General features: G+C 71.4%; 16 protein-coding genes and 1 riboswitch. Of the genes, 10 read left to right on the top strand and 6 right to left on the bottom strand.

The window, feature by feature from the left end; genetic code table 11:
- Positions 1 to 19: 19 nt before the first annotated feature.
- The 7 genes from ACGH7X_RS22925 (at position 20) to ACGH7X_RS22895 (ending at position 7,980) form a co-directional block, all read left to right on the top strand.
- Entirely contained in the window at positions 20 to 679 is a 660-nt protein-coding gene (locus ACGH7X_RS22925; protein ID WP_276209026.1) for a response regulator transcription factor, read from the top strand.
- Between the two features lie 272 nt (positions 680 to 951).
- The gene (locus ACGH7X_RS22920; protein WP_399887449.1) at positions 952 to 2,889 is read left to right on the top strand and encodes a 2-oxoacid:acceptor oxidoreductase subunit alpha; all 1,938 of its coding nucleotides are present in this window, start codon (positions 952 to 954) and stop codon (positions 2,887 to 2,889) included.
- On the top strand, positions 2,882 to 3,940 hold the full coding sequence (locus tag ACGH7X_RS22915; RefSeq protein WP_399887447.1) for a 2-oxoacid:ferredoxin oxidoreductase subunit beta: 1,059 nt from the start codon (positions 2,882 to 2,884) through the stop codon (positions 3,938 to 3,940). Before ACGH7X_RS22920 ends, ACGH7X_RS22915 begins: the two co-directional genes overlap by 8 nt.
- 222 nt (positions 3,941 to 4,162) lie before the next feature.
- Positions 4,163 to 5,017, top strand: a complete 855-nt coding sequence (locus ACGH7X_RS22910) for an SDR family oxidoreductase (RefSeq protein ID WP_399887445.1) — start codon at positions 4,163 to 4,165, stop codon at positions 5,015 to 5,017.
- 146 nt (positions 5,018 to 5,163) lie between these two features.
- Positions 5,164 to 6,222 carry an EamA family transporter RarD gene (gene rarD / locus ACGH7X_RS22905; protein WP_399887443.1) on the top strand — a complete coding sequence of 353 codons (1,059 nt, stop codon included), beginning with the start codon at positions 5,164 to 5,166 and terminating at the stop codon, positions 6,220 to 6,222.
- 131 nt (positions 6,223 to 6,353) lie between these two features.
- Complete coding sequence (locus tag ACGH7X_RS22900; RefSeq protein ID WP_399887441.1) at positions 6,354 to 6,824, top strand: VOC family protein; 471 nt, start codon at positions 6,354 to 6,356, stop codon at positions 6,822 to 6,824.
- Between the two features lie 145 nt (positions 6,825 to 6,969).
- A complete protein-coding gene (locus tag ACGH7X_RS22895; RefSeq protein WP_399887439.1) occupies positions 6,970 to 7,980 on the top strand; it encodes a M28 family metallopeptidase in 1,011 nt (336 codons plus the stop codon).
- A 79-nt stretch (positions 7,981 to 8,059) separates the two neighbouring features.
- Here ACGH7X_RS22895 and ACGH7X_RS22890 read toward each other — a convergent pair whose 3' ends face one another.
- Positions 8,060 to 9,586 (bottom strand): tetratricopeptide repeat protein, encoded by a 1,527-nt coding sequence (locus tag ACGH7X_RS22890; RefSeq protein ID WP_399887437.1) that lies wholly within the window; start codon positions 9,584 to 9,586, stop codon positions 8,060 to 8,062.
- Between the two features lie 257 nt (positions 9,587 to 9,843).
- On the opposite strand from ACGH7X_RS22890, the gene ACGH7X_RS22885 reads away from it, so the two are divergent.
- Positions 9,844 to 10,365 carry a DUF6668 family protein gene (locus ACGH7X_RS22885; protein ID WP_399887435.1) on the top strand — a complete coding sequence of 174 codons (522 nt, stop codon included), beginning with the start codon at positions 9,844 to 9,846 and terminating at the stop codon, positions 10,363 to 10,365.
- A gap of 28 nt (positions 10,366 to 10,393) precedes the next feature.
- Here the strand turns inward: ACGH7X_RS22885 and ACGH7X_RS22880 are convergent, their stop codons facing one another.
- The 4 genes from ACGH7X_RS22880 to ACGH7X_RS22865 all read right to left on the bottom strand — a co-directional run bounded on the left by ACGH7X_RS22880 (position 10,394) and on the right by ACGH7X_RS22865 (position 14,869).
- Complete coding sequence (locus ACGH7X_RS22880; RefSeq protein WP_399887433.1) at positions 10,394 to 11,329, bottom strand: ABC transporter permease; 936 nt, start codon at positions 11,327 to 11,329, stop codon at positions 10,394 to 10,396.
- The gene (locus ACGH7X_RS22875; protein WP_399887431.1) at positions 11,316 to 12,299 is read right to left on the bottom strand and encodes an ABC transporter ATP-binding protein; all 984 of its coding nucleotides are present in this window, start codon (positions 12,297 to 12,299) and stop codon (positions 11,316 to 11,318) included. Before ACGH7X_RS22875 ends, ACGH7X_RS22880 begins: the two co-directional genes overlap by 14 nt.
- A gap of 72 nt (positions 12,300 to 12,371) precedes the next feature.
- Positions 12,372 to 13,613: an outer membrane lipoprotein carrier protein LolA gene (locus ACGH7X_RS22870; protein WP_399887430.1), complete on the bottom strand. Its 1,242-nt coding sequence runs from the start codon at positions 13,611 to 13,613 to the stop codon at positions 12,372 to 12,374.
- Between the two features lie 245 nt (positions 13,614 to 13,858).
- Positions 13,859 to 14,869, bottom strand: a complete 1,011-nt coding sequence (locus ACGH7X_RS22865; RefSeq protein WP_399887428.1) for a polyprenyl synthetase family protein — start codon at positions 14,867 to 14,869, stop codon at positions 13,859 to 13,861.
- Positions 14,870 to 15,582: 713 nt separating this feature from the next.
- Positions 15,583 to 15,751, top strand: a riboswitch (cyclic di-AMP (ydaO/yuaA leader).
- Between the two features lies 1 nt (position 15,752).
- Here ACGH7X_RS22865 and ACGH7X_RS22860 point away from each other — a divergent pair.
- Positions 15,753 to 16,244: a transglycosylase SLT domain-containing protein gene (locus tag ACGH7X_RS22860; protein ID WP_399887426.1), complete on the top strand. Its 492-nt coding sequence runs from the start codon at positions 15,753 to 15,755 to the stop codon at positions 16,242 to 16,244.
- A gap of 6 nt (positions 16,245 to 16,250) precedes the next feature.
- Here the strand turns inward: ACGH7X_RS22860 and ACGH7X_RS22855 are convergent, their stop codons facing one another.
- A complete protein-coding gene (locus ACGH7X_RS22855; protein WP_399887424.1) occupies positions 16,251 to 17,060 on the bottom strand; it encodes an HAD family hydrolase in 810 nt (269 codons plus the stop codon).
- Positions 17,061 to 17,330: 270 nt separating this feature from the next.
- Here ACGH7X_RS22855 and ACGH7X_RS22850 point away from each other — a divergent pair, with 270 nt between their 5' ends.
- Entirely contained in the window at positions 17,331 to 18,401 is a 1,071-nt protein-coding gene (locus ACGH7X_RS22850) for a GNAT family N-acetyltransferase (protein ID WP_399887422.1), read from the top strand.
- Positions 18,402 to 18,426 lie beyond the last annotated feature (25 nt).

The raw sequence follows: 18,426 nt of genomic DNA, 5'->3' as shown, positions 1-18,426 counted from the left end.
GAGGATCGTGGAGGACAGGGTGCGGGTGGTCATCGCCGAGGATTCAGTGCTGCTCAGGGAGGGGCTGACCCGGTTGCTGACCGACCGCGGGCACGACGTCGTGGCCGGTGTCGGCGACGGTGAGGCACTGATCAAGACCATCACCGAGCTGGACGCGCAGGGTGAGCTGCCGGACGTCGTGGTGGCGGACGTACGGATGCCGCCGACGCACACCGACGAAGGGGTGCGCGCGTCGGTGCGGCTGCGCAAGGCGCACCCCGGCCTCGGCGTGCTGGTGCTGTCCCAGTACGTGGAGGAGCGCTACGCCACGGAGCTGCTGGCCGGTTCCAGCCGGGGCGTCGGTTATCTGCTCAAGGACCGGGTGGCCGAGGTGCGGGAGTTCGTGGACGCGGTGGTCCGGGTGGCGCAGGGGGGTACGGCGCTGGACCCGGAGGTGGTCGCGCAGCTCCTCGGGCGCAGCCGCAAGCAGGACGTGCTGGCGGGGCTCACCCCGCGGGAGCGCGAGGTGCTGGGGCTGATGGCCGAGGGCCGGACGAACTCGGCGATCGCCCGGCAGCTGGTCGTGAGCGACGGTGCCGTGGAGAAGCACGTCAGCAACATCTTCATGAAGCTGGGCCTGTCCCCGAGCGACGGTGATCACCGGCGGGTGCTCGCCGTACTCACCTATCTCAATTCCTGACACGAGTGGCTCACGTACCGGAAGCGGTTGGCCGGCTCGGCGGGTCGGGTACTCATCCGGACGAATGAGAAACCGAAGCGCGGGCAGGCGGCGTCCCCACCAGTGCCGGGAGGCGGAAAACCCTTGGAATACCAGGGCTGCGGGCCGTCTCGAAGTCATATCCATCATGCGAATGTCCACCGGAAGTCATGGCGTGCGGACGTAGGGTTGATCCCGGGACGGTCGGTGGGAGACCAGTCCCCGGACAGCCGTCCCGAGGGAGGTCCAGTTCAGTGACCAGCCAGGTCAGCAGCCCAGCGGAGCAGGCCGACGGAACCGACGAGACCGTCGTGGGAGCGCAGCGCAAACCGGTCGGGGCGAAGGACGTCCGCCGGCTGGACCGGGTGATCATCCGGTTCGCGGGGGACTCGGGCGACGGGATGCAGCTCACCGGGGACCGTTTCACCTCGGAGACGGCGTCGTTCGGCAACGACCTGTCGACTCTGCCGAACTTCCCGGCCGAGATCCGGGCACCCGCCGGCACCCTGCCGGGCGTCTCGTCGTTCCAGCTGCACTTCGCCGACCACGACATCCTCACGCCGGGCGACGCCCCCAACGTGCTGGTCGCGATGAACCCGGCCGCGCTGAAGGCGAACGTCGGCGACCTGCCGCGCGGCGCGGAGATCATCGTCAACACGGACGAGTTCACCAAGCGGGCGATGCAGAAGGTCGGCTACGACACGTCTCCGCTGGAGGACGGCTCCCTCGACGGGTACCACCTGCATCCGGTGCCGCTGACCACGCTGACCGTCGAGGCCCTCAAGGAGTTCGACCTCAGCCGCAAGGAGGCCGAGCGCAGCAAGAACATGTTCGCGCTCGGGCTGCTGAGCTGGATGTACCACCGGCCCACGGAGGGCACGGAGAAGTTCCTGAAGTCGAAGTTCGCGAAGAAGCCCGACATCGCCGCGGCCAACATCGCCGCCTACCGCGCGGGCTGGAACTTCGGTGAGACGACGGAGGACTTCGCGGTCTCCTACGAGGTGGCACCGGCGGCGACGGCGTTCCCGCCCGGCACCTACCGCAACATCTCGGGGAACCTGGCGCTGGCCTACGGCCTGATCGCCTCGTCCCGGCAGGCGGACCTGCCGCTCTTCCTGGGCTCGTACCCGATCACCCCGGCCTCGGACATCCTGCACGAGCTGAGCCGGCACAAGAACTTCGGAGTGCGGACCTTCCAGGCCGAGGACGAGATCGCCGGGATCGGCGCGGCGCTGGGCGCGGCCTTCGGCGGTTCGCTCGCGGTGACGACGACTTCGGGCCCCGGTGTGGCGCTCAAGAGCGAGACGATCGGCCTGGCGGTCTCCCTGGAGCTGCCGCTGCTGGTCGTGGACATCCAGCGCGGCGGTCCCTCCACCGGTCTGCCGACCAAGACGGAGCAGGCCGACCTGCTGCAGGCGATGTACGGGCGCAACGGCGAGGCACCGGTGCCGGTGGTCGCCCCGCGCACCCCTGCGGACTGCTTCGACGCCGCCCTGGAGGCGGCACGGATCGCGCTCACCTACCGCACCCCGGTCTTCCTCCTGTCCGACGGCTATCTGGCCAACGGCTCGGAGCCCTGGCGGATCCCCGAGGTGGACGAGCTGCCGGATCTCGCGGTGCGGTTCGCACAGGGCCCCAACCACACGCTGGACGACGGCACCGAGGTCTTCTGGCCGTACAAGCGCGACCCGCACACCCTCGCCCGCCCCTGGGCGGTGCCGGGCACGCCGGGCCTTGAGCACCGCATCGGCGGCATCGAGAAGCAGGACGGCACCGGGAACATCTCCTACGACCCGGCCAACCACGACTTCATGGTCCGCACCCGCCAGGCCAAGATCGACGGCATCGACGTCCCCGACCTGGAGGTCGACGACCCGGACGGCGCGAAGGCGCTGGTGCTGGGCTGGGGCTCGACGTACGGCCCCATCACCGCGGCCGTGCGCCGGATCCGCAAGGAGGGCGGCCGGATCGCGCAGGCCCACCTGCGTCATCTCAACCCCTTCCCGCCCAATCTCGGCGCGGTGCTGAAGAGTTACGACAAGGTGGTGATCCCCGAGATGAACCTCGGGCAGCTCGCCACCCTGATCCGGGCGAAGTACCTGGTCGACGCGGCGTCGTACAACCAGGTCAACGGCATGCCGTTCAAGGCGGAACAGCTCGCCACGGTCCTGAAGGAGGCCATCGATGGCTGACGGCAACGCACTGCTCCAGCTCGTCCCCAGGGCCGAGGGCAAGCAGTCCATGAAGGACTTCAAGTCCGATCAGGAAGTGCGCTGGTGCCCCGGCTGCGGCGACTACGCCGTCCTTGCCGCCGTGCAGGGCTTCATGCCCCAGCTCGGTCTGGCGAAGGAGAACATCGTCTTCGTCTCCGGCATCGGCTGTTCCTCCCGCTTCCCGTACTACATGAACACCTACGGGATGCACTCGATCCACGGCCGTGCCCCCGCCATCGCCACCGGCCTCGCCTCCTCCCGCCGGGACCTGTCCGTCTGGGTCGTCACCGGCGACGGCGACGCCCTGTCCATCGGCGGGAACCACCTCATCCACGCACTGCGCCGCAACGTCAACCTCAAGATCCTGCTGTTCAACAACCGGATCTACGGTCTGACCAAGGGCCAGTACTCCCCGACCTCCGAGGTCGGGAAGATCACCAAGTCGACGCCGATGGGTTCGCTGGACGCGCCCTTCAACCCGGTCTCGCTCGCCCTCGGCGCGGAGGCGTCCTTCGTCGCCCGCACCGTCGACTCGGACCGCAAGCACCTCACCGAGGTGCTGCGCCAGGCCGCCGAGCACCCGGGCACGGCGCTGATCGAGATCTACCAGAACTGCAACATCTTCAACGACGGCGCCTTCGAGGTCCTCAAGGACAGGCAGCAGGCCGAGGAGGCGGTGATCCGCCTGGAGCACGGGCAGCCGATCCGCTTCGGCACCGACGGCTCCAAGGGCGTCGTACGGGATCCGCGGACCGGTGACCTGGAGGTCGTCACCGTCACCGCGGACAACGAGGCGGACATCCTGGTCCACGACGCCCACGCGAAGTCCGCGACCACCGCCTTCGCGCTGTCCCGCCTCGCCGACCCCGACACCCTCCACCACACGCCCATCGGTGTCCTGCGCTCGGTCGACCGGCCGGTCTACGACACGCTCATGTCGGAGCAGCTCGACACCGCCGTCGAACAGAACGGCAAGGGCGACCTCGCCGCGCTGCTCGCCGGCAACGACACCTGGACGGTCGTCGGCTGACACCGACGACCGGTGCACCGCATGCGAGAGGCCCGGACGGGGACGTCCGGGCCTCTGCCTCTGTGCATAAGGCGGTCTGCGTACATACGGCGGTCTGCCGCGGTCTTCACTTACTTTCAGGTGCGTAACTTACTTCAAAGTTGGCACTTTCGTTCAGATAGCGCAGCTCATAGGGTTAGTGGAAACGCAGAAACGCACCCCCCGCAAGGAGCACTGAAAGCCATGAGCATCGTCGTCACCGGAGCCACCGGGCACCTCGGCCGCCACGTCGTACGGCAACTGCTGGAGAAGGTGCCGGCCGACCAGGTCACCGCGGTCGTCCGGGACCGCGCCAGGGCCGCCGACCTCGCCGACCTCGGCGTACGGCTCGCGGTCGCCGACTACAACTCCCCCGAGACCTTCGACGACCTGTTCGCGGCCGGCGACCGGGTGCTGCTGATCTCCGGCAACGAGTTCGACAAGGACCGCGTCCGGCAGCACACGATCGTGATCGAGGCGGCGAAGAAGGCCGGCGTCGCCCTGCTCGCCTACACCAGCGCCCCCGAAAGCCTCAAGGCGGCGCTCGCCGACGACCACCGCGCCACCGAGGAGGTGCTGGTCGGCTCGGGCGTGCCGTACTCGCTGCTCCGCAACGGCTGGTACCACGAGAACTACACCGAGCAGCTCGCCCCGGTCCTGGAGCACGGCGCCGTCGTGCAGGCGGCCGGCGAGGGCCGGGTCTCCTCCGCCTCACGCGCCGACTACGCGGCCGCTGCCGTCGCCGTACTGACCGGCGAGGGCCACGAGAACACGGCGTACGAGCTGGGCGGCGACGAGGCGTGGAGCTTCGCCGAGTACGCCGCCGAGCTGAGCCGGCAGACCGGCAAGGAGATCGCCTACAACCCCGTCTCCCTCGAGGCCTACACCGGCATCCTGACCGGCGCCGGGGTGCCCGGACCACTGGCGGACGTCTTCGCGGGCGTGGACGCCTCCATCGGGAAGGGCGAGCTGGTCGTCTCCACCGGTGACCTGTCCCGGCTGACCGGCCGCCCGACCACGCCGCTCGCCGAGGCCGTCGCCGTCGCGCTCAAGGGCTGACCGCCGCACCGGCCGCACGGCACCCGGCCGCCTGTCATGACCGTATTCCGATACGGGCATGACAGGCGGCCGGGTGCGGCGCTACCTTCGTCCTGGCATGCCTCCTCCCCGTCCCCGGCATGCCGTGTGCGTAGAAGGAGGTGCCCGTGGCCGGGTCGCCCAGGAGTGAGCAGCGCATAGGCCTGCTGAACGGCTTCGCGGCGTACGGGATGTGGGGCCTCGTCCCGCTGTTCTGGCCGCTCCTCAAGCCCGCCGGGGCCGGCGAGATCCTCGCCCACCGGATGGTGTGGTCCCTCGCCTTCGTCGGCGTCGCCCTGCTCTTCGTACGGCGCTGGGCCTGGGCCGGCGAGCTGCTGCGGCAGCCGCGCAGGCTCGCCCTGGTCACGGTGGCCGCCGCGGTCATCACCGTCAACTGGGGTGTCTACATCTGGGCCGTGAACAGCGGCCATGTCGTCGAGGCCTCGCTCGGGTACTTCATCAACCCGCTGGTCACCATCGCGATGGGCGTGCTGCTGCTCAAGGAGCGCCTGCGCGCCGCGCAGTGGGCGGCGGTCGGGACCGGCTTCGCGGCCGTGCTCGTCCTCACCATCGGCTACGGCCAGCCGCCGTGGATCTCGCTCTGCCTCGCCTTCTCCTTCGCCACGTACGGCCTGGTGAAGAAGAAGGTCAACCTCGGCGGCGTCGAGTCGCTGACCGCCGAGACGGCGATCCAGTTCCTGCCGGCGCTCGGCTATCTGCTGTGGCTGGGCTCTCAGGGCGAGTCGACCTTCACCACGGAGGGCCTCGGTCACTCGGCCCTGCTCGCCGCGACCGGCGTGGTCACCGCGATCCCGCTGGTCTGCTTCGGCGCGTCGGCGATCCGCGTACCGCTGTCCACGCTGGGGCTGCTGCAGTACCTGGCGCCGGTCTTCCAGTTCGTGCTCGGCGTCCTCTACTTCGGCGAGGCCATGCCGCCCGAGCGCTGGGCCGGGTTCGCGCTGGTGTGGCTGGCACTCACGCTGCTCACCTGGGACGCGCTGCGTACCGCCCACCGGACCGCCCGCGCGCTCAGGGAGCAGCTGGACCGGGCGGGCGCGGGCGTACCGCCGGCCAAGGGAAGCGCCGCCGTGCGGGAGCCGGGGACGGGGGTCGTGGCCTCCGGGACGCCGGCGTCCGATTCCGCCGCGCCCGGGCACCTCGATGCCACGGCGCGTCCCAAGCCGTAGCCCCTCCCACGCCGCTCCCACGCCCCTCCCACGCCCCTCCTCGCCCGCCCGCCCCGGGCGCCCCGGGCGCCCGGGGTCGGTTCCGGCGATTCCGTTGCCCGTCCGCTCGTGCATCCCATATGACTGGCTTCATGACACCGACCTCAGGGCCCGCTCCCCTGCACTTCAAGATCGTCATCGATGCGGCCGCCCCGCACGCGCAGGCGGACTTCTGGGCCGCCGCCCTCCACTACGAGGTGGAGGACAACAGCGCGCTCATCGAGAAACTGCTGGGCTTCGGGGCGGCGCCGGCCGAGCTGACCGTCGAGTCCCACGGCCGCCGCGCCTGGCGGGACCTGGCCGCCGTGCGGCACCCCGACGACCCGTTCCAGGAGGAGAGCGGCACCGGACTGGGCCGGCGGCTGCTCTTCCAGCGTGTACCGGAGGCCAAGACCGTCAAGAACCGGGTCCACCTCGACGTGCACGCGCGGGACGGGCAGCGCGAGCAGGAGGTCGCCCGGCTTCAGGGGCTGGGAGCGAGCGTACTGCGGCAGGTGAAGGAGCCGGGCGGGGAGTGGGTGGTAATGGCGGACCCCGAAGGGAACGAGTTCTGCGTCCACTAGCCGCGACCAGGGGGGTTCCGGTATGCGCGATGCCGTGGCCGAATAGCGGTCTTGACGCAGGGTCAGTCCCGGCCACACCATCCAGGCACCCCATTCACTGCGGAGTCCCTCCCCAGGGACTCCCTAGGAATCCGGAGCCCCCCACATGAAGCTCCCCCTTTCCGGGCGTGCGCTGACGGCCGGTGCCGTCGCCGTCGCCACACTGGTGACCGGCGGTTCCGCCGCCGGCGTGGCATCCGCGTCCGCGCCTGCGTCTGCGTCTGCGTCTGCGTCTGCGTCCGCGCGTACCGCGCCCGCCTCCGCTCCCGCGGCCGTCGTCGCGGCGCCCGACATACCGATAGCCAACGTCAAGGCCCACCTGACGAAGTTGCAGTCGATCGCCACGGCGAACGGCGGCAACCGCGCGCACGGCCGTGCGGGCTACCAGGCCTCGCTCGACTACGTGAAGGCCAAGCTCGACGCGGCCGGGTTCACCACCCGCGTCCAGCAGTTCACCGCCTCCGGCCGCACCGGCTACAACCTGATAGCGGACTGGCCCGGCGGCGACGCGAATGAGGTTGTCATGGCCGGGTCACATCTGGACAGCGTCACCTCCGGCCCCGGCATCAACGACAACGGCTCGGGCTCCTCGGCGGTCCTGGAGACCGCGCTCGCCGTGGCCCGCTCCGGCTACCAGCCCGCCAAGCACCTGCGTTTCGCCTGGTGGGGCGCGGAGGAGCTGGGCCTCGTCGGCTCCCGCCACTACGTCAGCAGTCTCGGCTCCGCCGACCGCGCGAAGATCAGCGGCTACCTGAACTTCGACATGATCGGCTCACCCAACCCCGGCTACTTCGTCTACGACGACGATCCCACGATCGAGAAGACCTTCAAGGACTACTTCGCCGGTCTCGGCATCTCCACCGAGATCGAGACCGAGGGGGACGGCCGCTCCGACCACGCGCCCTTCAAGAACGCGGGCGTCCCCGTGGGCGGCCTCTTCAGCGGCGCCGACTACCGCAAGACGTCCGCACAGGCGGCCAAGTGGGGCGGCACCGTGGGCCAGCCGTTCGACCGCTGCTACCACTCGTCCTGCGACACCACCGCCAACATCGACGACACGGCCCTGGACCGCAACAGCGACGCGATCGCGTACGCCGTGTGGGAACTGTCCCAGTAGGGGCGGGCGCCTCCGCGGCCGGTGCCCCCGCGTGCGCCGTCCGCGCCGCGTGCGCCGTCCGCGCGTGCGCCGTGTCCGGTCAGCCTGCCTGGGCGCGGACGCGTTCGGCGAGGCGGTCCATGCGGGCGCGGGCGGACTCCAGTTGCTCGGCGTCCTCGGCGGCCGGGCCGTCCTCGGTGGCGAGTTCGTCCCACAGGCCGACCAGGTCGCGCCCCAGCTCCAGGCCCCGGGCGGGGTCGCGTACGGCACGCCAGGCGGTCGCCGCGCTCTGCACGTTGCCGTACGCGGCCTCGGCGTCGCCCGTGCGCCGATGTATCCGGGACAGGTCCAGGGAGAGGTGGAAGGCACGACCCGGGTCGCCCGACAGGTAGGCGATGTACGCGGTGAGTTCGCGGAGCCGGAGTACCTCGGGGTGCTCCGGCCCCAGCGTCTGCGAGGCGTCCGTCACCGTCTGCTCCGCCAGCCGCGCCGCGGCCTCCGTACGTCCCTCCTTGACGGCCTCGTTGATCCGGGCCGTCGGCTCCGCGAGGAGCGCGGGGACGGTGGCGTCACCGGGGGCGGTGATCGGTTCGTCGCCGAGCACGGCCTCGGCCACGGCGTCGAAGCCGCGGGCGGGGGTGGGCTTGGGGTCGGGGTCGAGGTCCCGGACGAGGTCCGAGGCGGGGGCGGCTTGACGCTTGGTGGCGGCCTCCCGCTTGCGGGCGGGGACCGGCTTGGGGGCGGGGACCGGCTTGGGGGCGGGGACCGGTTCCGGTGCGGCAGGCGGCTCGGGGGCGGAGACCGGCTCCGGTGCGACGGTCGGCTCCGGTGCGGAGACCGGTTCCGGTGCGGTGAGCGGTTCCGGTGCGGTGGCCGGCCCCGGTGGTGCGGCGGTCGGCTCAGGCGGTGCGGCGGTCGGCTTGGGTGCGGTGAACGGTCCGGGCACGGGCCGCGGCTCCGCGTCTTCCGGGGCGCCGGTCGTGGCGGCACCGTCCATGACGGGCGGCGGCCCGAACGCGCCCGTCGGCGGCGCCACCGTGCCGGGTGCCGTACCCCCGGGCGTCGTCCCCTCGGCCGGTTCCGGCAGGGCGCGCAGGGTGAACGTCGGCGCGGAGTCACCCTCCCGGGCGGCCCGTCGCGTCTCGGGCACCGCGGGCAACGGGAACGTCGGGGAACTGTCCCGCACGGGTTCCACCGAGCGCAGGACGTGCGTGGCCCGGTCCTGCCATACGGATGCCTCTTCCGGTGCCTTGTCCGGTGCCTCCTCCAGTGCCTCTTCCGGTGCCTCTTCCGGTGCCTCCTCGGGCGCCGTCGGCACCGGTTCCGCGGCGAGGTGGCTGGAGCCGTCCGGGTCGACCCGGAGGGGGACGGAGTAGCCGATGCGCCGGTCGTGGATCGTGGCGAGGACGGGGTGGCCGATCGCCAGGGCGAGGTGGTGGAGGCGGTTCAGAACGGCGTTCTGGATCTCCTCGCCCGGGGCCGCGACGACCAGTGAACCGTCGACCGAAGCACTGCGTGCGCCGGAGTCGCCCTCCGGCACGCGGACGTCGATCGGCGTCGCCGCAAGGTCGGGCGAGCGCTCGGCGCGCTCGTGGTCCCGCTGCTTGTCGCGGCCGAGTCGAGACATCGTTCCCCCACTCATCGGCGGCTTCCGTCGGCGGTTTCTGTTCCCTGCCGTCCAGAGCCTGTCATGCCTGTCGTGCACCTACAGTCGAGTCTCTCCGCTCGCTCGCGATTCTCACGTCACCGGGGTGTCACAGGCTCGTTCCAGGAGGTCACGCCGGTGTCGGCGGGTCGGTACCAGGCGGGCGCGCGGGGGTTGTGGGAGGCGGGGCGCGGGACGCGGGCGAGTGACGCGGGAGGCGAACGGGCAGGCGGTCAGGCATGCGACAGGGACCGGAGATATGGATCCGCGGACCGGTGACCGTGCCGGAGCCGCCAGCAGCCCCGGAGTCACCCGCACCGGAACCGCCCGCCCCGGAGCCGGCCGCCTCACGCGCACGGCACTTCTCCTGGGTCGGCACGCACGGCGGCGCGGGGGTCTCGACGCTCGCCGCGGTGTACGGCGGGCAGGACTGCGGGCGCCGCTGGCCCGGCCCGGCGGACCCGCCGTCGGTCCTGCTGGTGGCCCGTACGCACGCGGCCGGACTGGTGGCCCTCGCCCGGGCCGTGGAGGACTTCCGGCGCGGACGGGCCCCGGCGGGACTCGACCTCGACTCCGTCGTCCTTGTCGCGGACGCGCCCGGGCGGCTCCCCCGGCCGCTCGCCCAGCGCGTGAGGCTGCTCGAATCGACCGTGGACGTCCACCGCGTCCCGTGGGTCACCGCCTGGCGCCTGGGCGAGATCGATGCCGGCCCGCCGAGGGGGACCGACTCCCTGGCCCGCCTCACCCGGCGGGTGCGCTGAGCACAGCGGCGGCCCGCGCGGGCCACGGCTACGAGGTGATGTCCTTCGTCGTGAACCGGGCCCAGGCGGCCGACCCGAAGACCGCCGCGTAGAGGGCCTGGAGGCCGAGGTTCTTCACCAGGTCGTCCCAGTAGACCGGTTCGCGCATCACGTCGGCGAAGGACAGCCAGTAGTGCGAGAAGAAGTACGGCTGGAGGGCGTCGAGCTGGGGGATCTGGTCGAGGATCTGGATGGTGATCAGCAGCCCGACCGTGGTCGCCATCGCCGCGATGCCGCTGCCCGTCAGGGTGGAGACGAACAGGCCGAGGGCCGCCACGCCGACGAGTGAGGCGGCCACGACCAGGGCGATCAGCAGCGCCCGTCCCAGCCCCTCGGTGTAGCTGATCCGGGTGCCGGAGATGGTGATCAGGTCGCCGACCGGGAACAGCAGCGCGCCGACCGCGAGCGCCGAGACCGCGACCACCAGGGTGGCGGCGAGGCAGAAGGCGATCACCGTCGCGTACTTGGTCAGCAGCAGCCGGGAGCGGCCGGCCGGGGCGACCAGCAGGTAGCGGAGGGTGCCCGCGCTCGACTCGCCCGCGATCGAGTCGCCCGCGACGACGCCGATGGCCATCGGCAGGAAGAACGGGAGGGTCGCGGCGAGCGCGGTGAAGACGAGGAACAGCCCGTTGTTGCTGACCTGCGAGATGAACGCCGGTCCCGCGCCGCCACCGCCTCCCCCGCCGCCGACCGAGGACCCGTCGCTCGTCTCGATCTTCACGGCGATGCCCACCAGGATCGGCACGGCGGCGAGTACGCCCAGCAGGGCGAGGGTGCGCCAGCGCCGGAAGGTGGTCAGCAGTTCACTGCGCAGGAGCCCGAAGGGCCACAGCGGGCTCGGGGCCCGCGGAGCGCCGGCGGCCATCACCGGGGTCGACGCTCCGGCCCCCGGCATCGGCTCCTGGGCCGCCTCAGCCCGCGACATCGAAGCCCTCCCCGGTCAGTGCCACGAACGCGTCCTCCAGGGAGGCCCGTTCCGACACGAAGCCGCGGACCCGGACGCGGGCCGCGACCAGGGCGGCGTTCACCTCGGCGAGGTCGCGGTCCGGTGGTTCCGCCGTCACCCGGTCCTCGGCGACGACCACGTCCCCGGCGCCCTGCTCCTTGAGCACCCGGGCGGCCTCGCCCGTGTCCGGCGTCGTCACCACCAGCCGGCCACGCGCCCCGGCCGCCAGGTCGGCCACCGCGCCCTGGGTGATCAGCCGCCCCTGTGCCATCACGGCGGCGTGGGTGCACACCTGCTCGATCTCGTCCAGCAGGTGGGAGGAGAGGAAGACGGTGGTGCCGTCGGAGGCCAGTTCGCGTACGAGGGCGCGGATCTCGCGCATGCCCTGCGGGTCGAGCCCGTTGGTCGGCTCGTCCAGGACGAGCAGGCCGCGCGGCTGGAGCAGCGCCGCGGCGAGGCCGAGGCGCTGCTTCATGCCGAGCGAGTACGCCTTCGCCTTCTTGCCGGCGGCGGCCGCGAGGCCCACCCGGTCCAGCGCCGTCCCGACGCGCTCGCGCCGGGTGCGCGGGTCGGCGGTGGGGTCGGCGGCGTCGTAGCGGAGCAGGTTGTCGCGGCCGGAGAGGAAGCCGTACAGGGCCGGGCCCTCGATGAGGGCGCCGACCCTGGGCAGTACGGTGCGGGCCGCGCGCGGCATGGGCCGGCCGAGGACCCGGGCGCTGCCCGAGGTGGGCTCGATCAGGCCCATCAGCATGCGGATGGTGGTGGTCTTGCCGGAGCCGTTGGGGCCGAGGAAGCCGAAGACGCTGCCCGCCGGGACGGTCAGGTCCAGACCGTCGACGGCGAGTTGTCCGCCGCGGTAGCGCTTGGTGAGGGCGCGGGTGGCGATGACGGCGTCATCCGCGCTCTCCTGGTCCGGGCGCTCCCGCTCCGTGGCGGACGCTTCGGCCATCGGCTCCCTCTCTTCGTCCTCGTCGCCGTACGCGGTCGCCGTACGCGGTCGCCGTACGGGCCGGTGTACGGCCTACTTCGCGGCGTCGGCCGCCTTCACCAGGGCGTCCTTGGTGACCGCGCCGGCGTAGACCTTGCCGTCGTCCGTGATCAGGGCGTTGACCAGGCGGGTCTTGAAGACCGTGCCCGAGCCGAAGTCGCCCTTGACCTGGTCGCCGAAGGAGCCGAGGAAGCCGCCGAGGTCGCCGAGGTCGCCGCCCGCGGAGGCCGTGGGCAGACCCTGGCCGCCGGTGTCGAAGGTGGCGATCGAGTTCCAGCCCTCGCCGATGACCTCGAGGCCGTCCATCCCCTTGGCGAGGTCGCCCTCGGTCTTGCCTCCGCGCTCCGGGGCCTTGCGCCCGTGCTCCGGGGCCTTGGCCGCCTCGTCGCCCTCGGTGACCTTCGCTCCCTCGGGCGGCGTGAAGTCGAACGTCGACGCGTCCGGCTTCGCGAAGCTGACCTTGGTGAAGCCCGCGTCGACGACGGCGGCGCCGCCGCTCGCCGGGGTCAGCGTGAACTTCAGCGGCGTGCCGGTCTCGGCGTCCACGGCCACGGTGATCGCACCGACCGTGGAACCGTCCTGCTTGGGCTTGACGACCAGCTTGTACGCGTCCCGGCCGGCCACCTGCGCGGTGCCGTCCACGGTCACGGACGTGGTGTCGTCGATCGCCTTGAGCGCCTGGTCGGCGAAGTCCTTCGGGGTGGCCGGCACGTCCTTCTCCGGCCGCTCGGCGCCGTCGGGGGCGGTGGAGTGGTAGACCTCGTTGGACTTGCTGTCGTAGCCCCAGACGTCCTTGCCGTCGTGGATCAGGCTGTACTCCGCGGCGTTCTCCAGCAGGGAGACCTTCTGCCGGTCGGGACCGTCGGCCGCGACCCGCAGGGTGTGGGTGCCGGACACCAGCTCGGTGAGCTTGGCCGAAGGGTCGGCGGCGGAGCCCTCGTCGCCGCCGCCCGAGCCAGGACCTCCGGACATTCCGGACATCAGGCCGCTCTCCAGCCCACCGAGGTCCGGCAGGCCCAGGTCCGTGCTGATCCGCACCGTGCCGGACATCTGCTGGACGTCCGACTTGGCGATCTTCTCGATGAGCTGCTCCGCCGTGACCTTCGGCAGGTCGGGGTCCCCGGAGTCGGCGAGCGCGGGGACGAGCCCGATCGTCGCGGCCGCCACTCCAATCACCGTGACCGGGACGACGTACCGCGCGGCCTTGCGCCGTCCGGCCCGCAGTTCCTCGCCCGCCCCGGCGGTCGTGTTGTCGTCGGAATCGATCGGTGCCATGTGTGCCCTACCTCCGTCGTCGGCGGCGGCTGTCTCGCGACCTCGCACTTGGTGACCCGTGCGCCGCCATTCTCACCCGAATCGGTGAGGATTGGTGTTTTTCCGTGGTGTCCATCTGACCAAATCACCGGAGCGGAATCGTCAGACCGCGGGCTCAACTCCGCCTACTCCTGCGGTATGACACGCGGGGGCGGGGTCTCCCCCGGCCCGTAGGGGTGGGGCACACCATCCGGCGGGCGGGGCGCTCAGCCGGCCCGGTGGACCACCGCGTCGCACAGCTCCACCAGCGCGGCCTTCGCGTCGCACTCCCGCAGCGGGGCCAGCGCCGCCCGGGCGTCCTTGGCGTACCGGACGGTGTCCCGTCGCGCCTGCTCCAGTGCGGGGTGGGCGCGCAGCAGGCGCAGCGCCTCGGCGTGCCGCGCGTCGTCGCTCAGGTCGGAGTCGAGCAGCTCGCACAGCGCGACGTCCTCGGCGAGCCCCAGCCGGGCGGCGCGCTCGCGCAGCCGCAGCACCGGCAGGGTGGGGATGCCTTCACGCAGGTCGGTGCCGGGCGTCTTGCCCGACTCGTGGGAGTCGGAGGCGATGTCCAGGACGTCGTCCGCGAGCTGGAAGGCGACGCCGAGCCGCTCGCCGTACTGGGTCAGTACGTCCACCACCGTCTCGTCGGCGCCGGACATCATCGCGCCGAAACGGCAGGAGACGGCCACCAGCGAGCCCGTCTTGCCGCCCAGCACGTCCAGGTAGTGGTCGACCGGGTCCCGGCCGTCCTGCGGGCCGGCCGTCTCCAGGATCTGACCGGTGACCAGCCGCTCGAACGCGAGGGCCTGGACCCGCACCGCCTCGGGTCCGAGGTCGGCGAGGATCTGCGAGGCGCGGGCGAACAGGAAGTCGCCGGTGAGGACCGCGACCGAGTTGTCCCAGCGGGTGTTCGCGCTGGGCACCCCGCGCCGCACGGCGGCCTCGTCCATCACGTCGTCGTGGTACAGCGTGGCGAGGTGGGTCAGCTCCACGACCACGGCCGAGGGGACGATCCCGGGGGCGTAGCGGTCGCCGAACTGGGCGGAGAGCATCACCAGCAGCGGTCGGAACCGTTTGCCGCCGGCCCGCACCAGGTGCTGGGCGGCCTCCGTGATGAACGGCACCTCGCTTTTGGTTGCCTCAAGCAACCCTTCCTCGACAGCAACCAATCCGGCCTGGACATCGGCTTCCAGAACCTGGTCCCGCACGCTCAGCCCGAACGGCCCGACGACGGTCACGAGGGGTCTCCTGTCTGCTGGTGTCTACTGGCGATTACCTGGTTTGTCGATAGGTCGCTGCCACCACTCAAGTCAGCGTATCCGGTCACGTTTCGATCACCGCTAGCGCCCACCGTTACAGGCCGGTCGGTATCGGATCATGAACGGTATGTTTTTGATCAGGTGATATGAGCAGATTTTGATTGATATCGCCAGAGGGAATGTGCCCCGGAGCGCGAGCGGGCCGGAAGCCGCCACCCAAGATCCCATCACTCCTCCCAACGGCCCGCACTTCGAGAACGTCACCCGCCCGACACGCGCCGGCCCGGCAGACGCGCTACGCGACTCCGCCCCCACTCCACTCCCCCTGCACCCCCGTCCTCCACCTCTCCCCTCACCCCGCTTCCCTCCCCGTCCCATCCGACACCCGAAGCCCTCCCCACCGGAGGTCGGTTGAAGAGCACTTGAGACTAATGCCCGTTTTGCCGCGCTTGTTGAGGCCCGTGAGTTGGCTCACTCCGAACCGCCCTCAGGCAACCCCGCCGCAATCTGTGCCCTCCCTTTGCGCCGCAAGCCAGTTGGGGCTTGGCAACAGCAAAGGATCAAGAGCCCCAAACACCTCAGACCAAGGTCAACAGGCATGTTGGGTGATTCCTGCACTTGTTCCGGACATGTGCTCTCGCATACGTTCCCGGCCTGTCGGGCGGACGCCGAATCCTGCCACCGCCCGGACGCACAGTCATCCACCCAACAAACTCGCAGGCAGGAGCGGGGGACCCAGGTAAGTCGCCGCACCGGTCACCACCGGAGCGGCTCGGGGTGAAGCCGTACCCGTCAGGGCACGGCCGGGCACCTCCCCGCCCGAACCCGACAGCTCACCTCGTAGGCGTAAGGAGAGGGAAACATGTCTGTCAACGGTCAGAACCGTCACGCCCGCACCAGCCGCCTCGCCCGCAAGCTCGCCGTGGCCGGCACCGGTGCCGCGGTGCTCGCGCTGCCGCTCATCGGCGCCACCACGGCCTCCGCGGCCACCCCGGCCGCCACCACCGCCACCACGGCGGCGGCGACCACGTACCCGGACAACCTGGACGGCTGGATCCGGGAGTCGCTCGACATCATGGCGCAGCACGGCATCCCCGGGTCGTACGACGGCATTCACCGCAACATCATGCGGGAGTCGTCCGGCAACCCGCTCGCGATCAACAACTGGGACATCAACGCCGTCAACGGCACCCCGTCCAAGGGCCTGCTCCAGGTGATCGACCCGACCTTCCAGGCGTACCACGTGGAGGGCACCTCCTGGGACCCGTACGACCCGGTCGCCAACATCACCGCGGCCTGCAACTACGCGGCCGACCGCTACGGCTCGATGGACAACGTCTTCAGCGCGTACTGAGCCGTACTAAGAGGTAGCGAAGATCCGCTCGAGGACGACGGCCACGCCGTCGTCCTCGTTCGTGAGGGTGACCTCGTCGGCCACCGCCTTGAGTTCGGGGTGGGCGCCGGCCATGGCGACGCCGTGGGCCGCCCAGTGGAACATGGGGATGTCGTTGGGCATGTCCCCGAAGGCGATCGTCCGCCGCCGCCCCAGGCCCAGGTGCTCGGCGGCCAGTGCCAGTCCGGTCGCCTTGGTGATGCCGCAGGGCTGGAGTTCCACGGTTCCGGGCCCGGACATCGTGACCGTCGCGAGGGAACCGACCACCGCGCGCGCCGTCGCCGCCAACTCGTCGTCGGTCAGCTCGGGGTGGCGCAGCAGCACCTTGCTGATCGGCGTGGCCCACAGCTCGTCGCGCCGCTCGACGCGCACCGCGGGCAGTGTCGGGTGGGGCATCAGGTACCCCGGCTCGATGAGCGTCAGCCCGTCCACGCCGTCCTGGTCGACCGCGGCGTGCACCTGGCCCACCTCGGCCTCGATCTTGCCGAGCGCGGTCTCGGCCAGCTCCCGGTCCAGGGTGACCGACCACAGCATGCGGTGCGCGCCGGCGTCGTACACCTGCGCGCCCTGCCCGCACACCGCGAGCCCCGTGGCGCCGAGGCGGTCGAGCAGGGACCGCACCCGGGGGGCCGGCCGTCCCGTCACCACCAGATGCCGCGCACCGGCCCCGGCCACCCGCTCCAGCGCGGCCAGCGACCGGTCGGAGACGGTGTCGTCGCCGCGGAGCAGCGTGCCGTCCAGGTCGGTCGCGACGAGTGAATATGCGGTGCGGTCCATGATCAGAGAATACGGACACCGCACCCGTCCGACTCACCCGCGACCGCTTCCGAACGAGGACGTAGCGAGTGCGTTCGAACCCGCACGAGGATGCACGAGCGCGCCCGATCATGTCCGAAACCTGGCACATCATCGTCTAAGGCCGGTTAAAGGCCTGTGCACCGGTTGGCAACAAGATGGTCCGCTACCTACCCGCCGGGCGGCCCCCGGGGTACCTTCACTGTTGTTCAGGGGGGACTTGATCGGGGGGTCGGGTTGAACAGCGGACGTGTGCGTGTGCTCAGGCCGGAGGAACTGGGCGAGGGCGAGCGGGCGCACTGGCGCGAGCTGCGCGCCAGGTCGACGGCGCCGCGCAACCCGTTCATGGAACCGGAGTTCACCGACGTCGTGGGCCGGGTACGGCCGCGGGCGCGGGTGGCGGTGGTCCACGACGGCGGTGAGGCGGCCGGCTTCCTGCCCTACGAGCGCGGACCACTGGGCCAGGGCCGGGCGATCGGACTCGGGGTGTCGGACTGCCAGGGCGCGGTACTGCGCCAGGACCTCACCCCGAACCTCCGCGAACTGCTGCGGGCCTGCTCCCTGTCGAGCTTCGCCTTCGACAACCTGGAGGCGCAGCAGGGGCTGTTCGTGCCGCACGCCGCCGACGAGCACACCACCTACGTCATCGACGTGGAGAAGGGCTACGAGGCGTACGAGGACGTACTGCGCGACCGGTCGCCGAAGTTCCTGAAGACCACCCTCGCCAAGGAGCGCAGGCTGGGCCGCCAGGCCGGGGACGTCCGCTTCGTGTTCGACGAGCGCGCTCCGGCCGCGCTGCGCACGCTCATGGAGTGGAAGTCGGCGCAGTACCGCAGGACGGGGCGCCGGGACCGGTTCGCACAGGAGTGGATCACCCGGCTCGTCACCCGGCTCGCCGAGACCCGGGCGCCGCAGTGCACCGGCACGCTGTCCGTGCTCTACGCCGGCGGCCGGCCGGTCGCCGCTCACTTCGGGCTGCGCTCGGCGAAGGTCCTGGCCTGCTGGTTCCCGGCGTACGACCCGGACTTCGCGAAGTACTCGCCGGGACTGGTGCTGCATCTGCGCATGGCCGAGGCCGCGGCCGCCGAGGGCATCGGCCTGCTCGACCTGGGGCGGGGCCCGGCGGAGTACAAGGACTCCCTCAAGACCGGTGAGATGCCCGTGTACGAGGGGGCGGCGACGCGCGTGGGGGCGGGCGCCGCGCTGCACTGGCTCGGCCGCGAACCGGCCCGCCTCGCGCACGGTTTCGTACGCGACCGGCCGCGGCTGGCGTCGCTGGCGGCACGGACGTTGAGGGGCGCGGGCCGGCTGCGCCGGTCATGACGGAGACGACCACCGACGGTGGCAG

It is taken from the genome of Streptomyces sp. BBFR51, assembly GCF_044591655.1.
GTDB lineage: Bacteria > Actinomycetota > Actinomycetes > Streptomycetales > Streptomycetaceae > Streptomyces.
Note: the sequence above shows the minus strand (reverse complement) of the source record. Positions and strands in the feature narration are given on the sequence as shown.

Excerpts from the sequence above, each read along its gene's own strand:
- ACGH7X_RS22915 (WP_399887447.1), top strand. The coding sequence starts at position 2,882 with ATGGCTGACGGCAACGCACTGCTCCAGCTCGTCCCCAGGGCCGAGGGC.
- ACGH7X_RS22910 (WP_399887445.1), top strand. The coding sequence starts at position 4,163 with ATGAGCATCGTCGTCACCGGAGCCACCGGGCACCTCGGCCGCCACGTC.
- ACGH7X_RS22900 (WP_399887441.1), top strand. The coding sequence starts at position 6,354 with ATGACACCGACCTCAGGGCCCGCTCCCCTGCACTTCAAGATCGTCATC.
- ACGH7X_RS22895 (WP_399887439.1), top strand. The coding sequence starts at position 6,970 with ATGAAGCTCCCCCTTTCCGGGCGTGCGCTGACGGCCGGTGCCGTCGCC.
- ACGH7X_RS22890 (WP_399887437.1), bottom strand. The coding sequence starts at position 9,586 with ATGTCTCGACTCGGCCGCGACAAGCAGCGGGACCACGAGCGCGCCGAG.
- ACGH7X_RS22885 (WP_399887435.1), top strand. The coding sequence starts at position 9,844 with ATGCGACAGGGACCGGAGATATGGATCCGCGGACCGGTGACCGTGCCG.
- ACGH7X_RS22880 (WP_399887433.1), bottom strand. The coding sequence starts at position 11,329 with ATGTCGCGGGCTGAGGCGGCCCAGGAGCCGATGCCGGGGGCCGGAGCG.
- ACGH7X_RS22875 (WP_399887431.1), bottom strand. The coding sequence starts at position 12,299 with ATGGCCGAAGCGTCCGCCACGGAGCGGGAGCGCCCGGACCAGGAGAGC.
- ACGH7X_RS22870 (WP_399887430.1), bottom strand. The coding sequence starts at position 13,613 with ATGGCACCGATCGATTCCGACGACAACACGACCGCCGGGGCGGGCGAG.
- ACGH7X_RS22860 (WP_399887426.1), top strand. The coding sequence starts at position 15,753 with ATGTCTGTCAACGGTCAGAACCGTCACGCCCGCACCAGCCGCCTCGCC.
- ACGH7X_RS22855 (WP_399887424.1), bottom strand. The coding sequence starts at position 17,060 with ATGGACCGCACCGCATATTCACTCGTCGCGACCGACCTGGACGGCACG.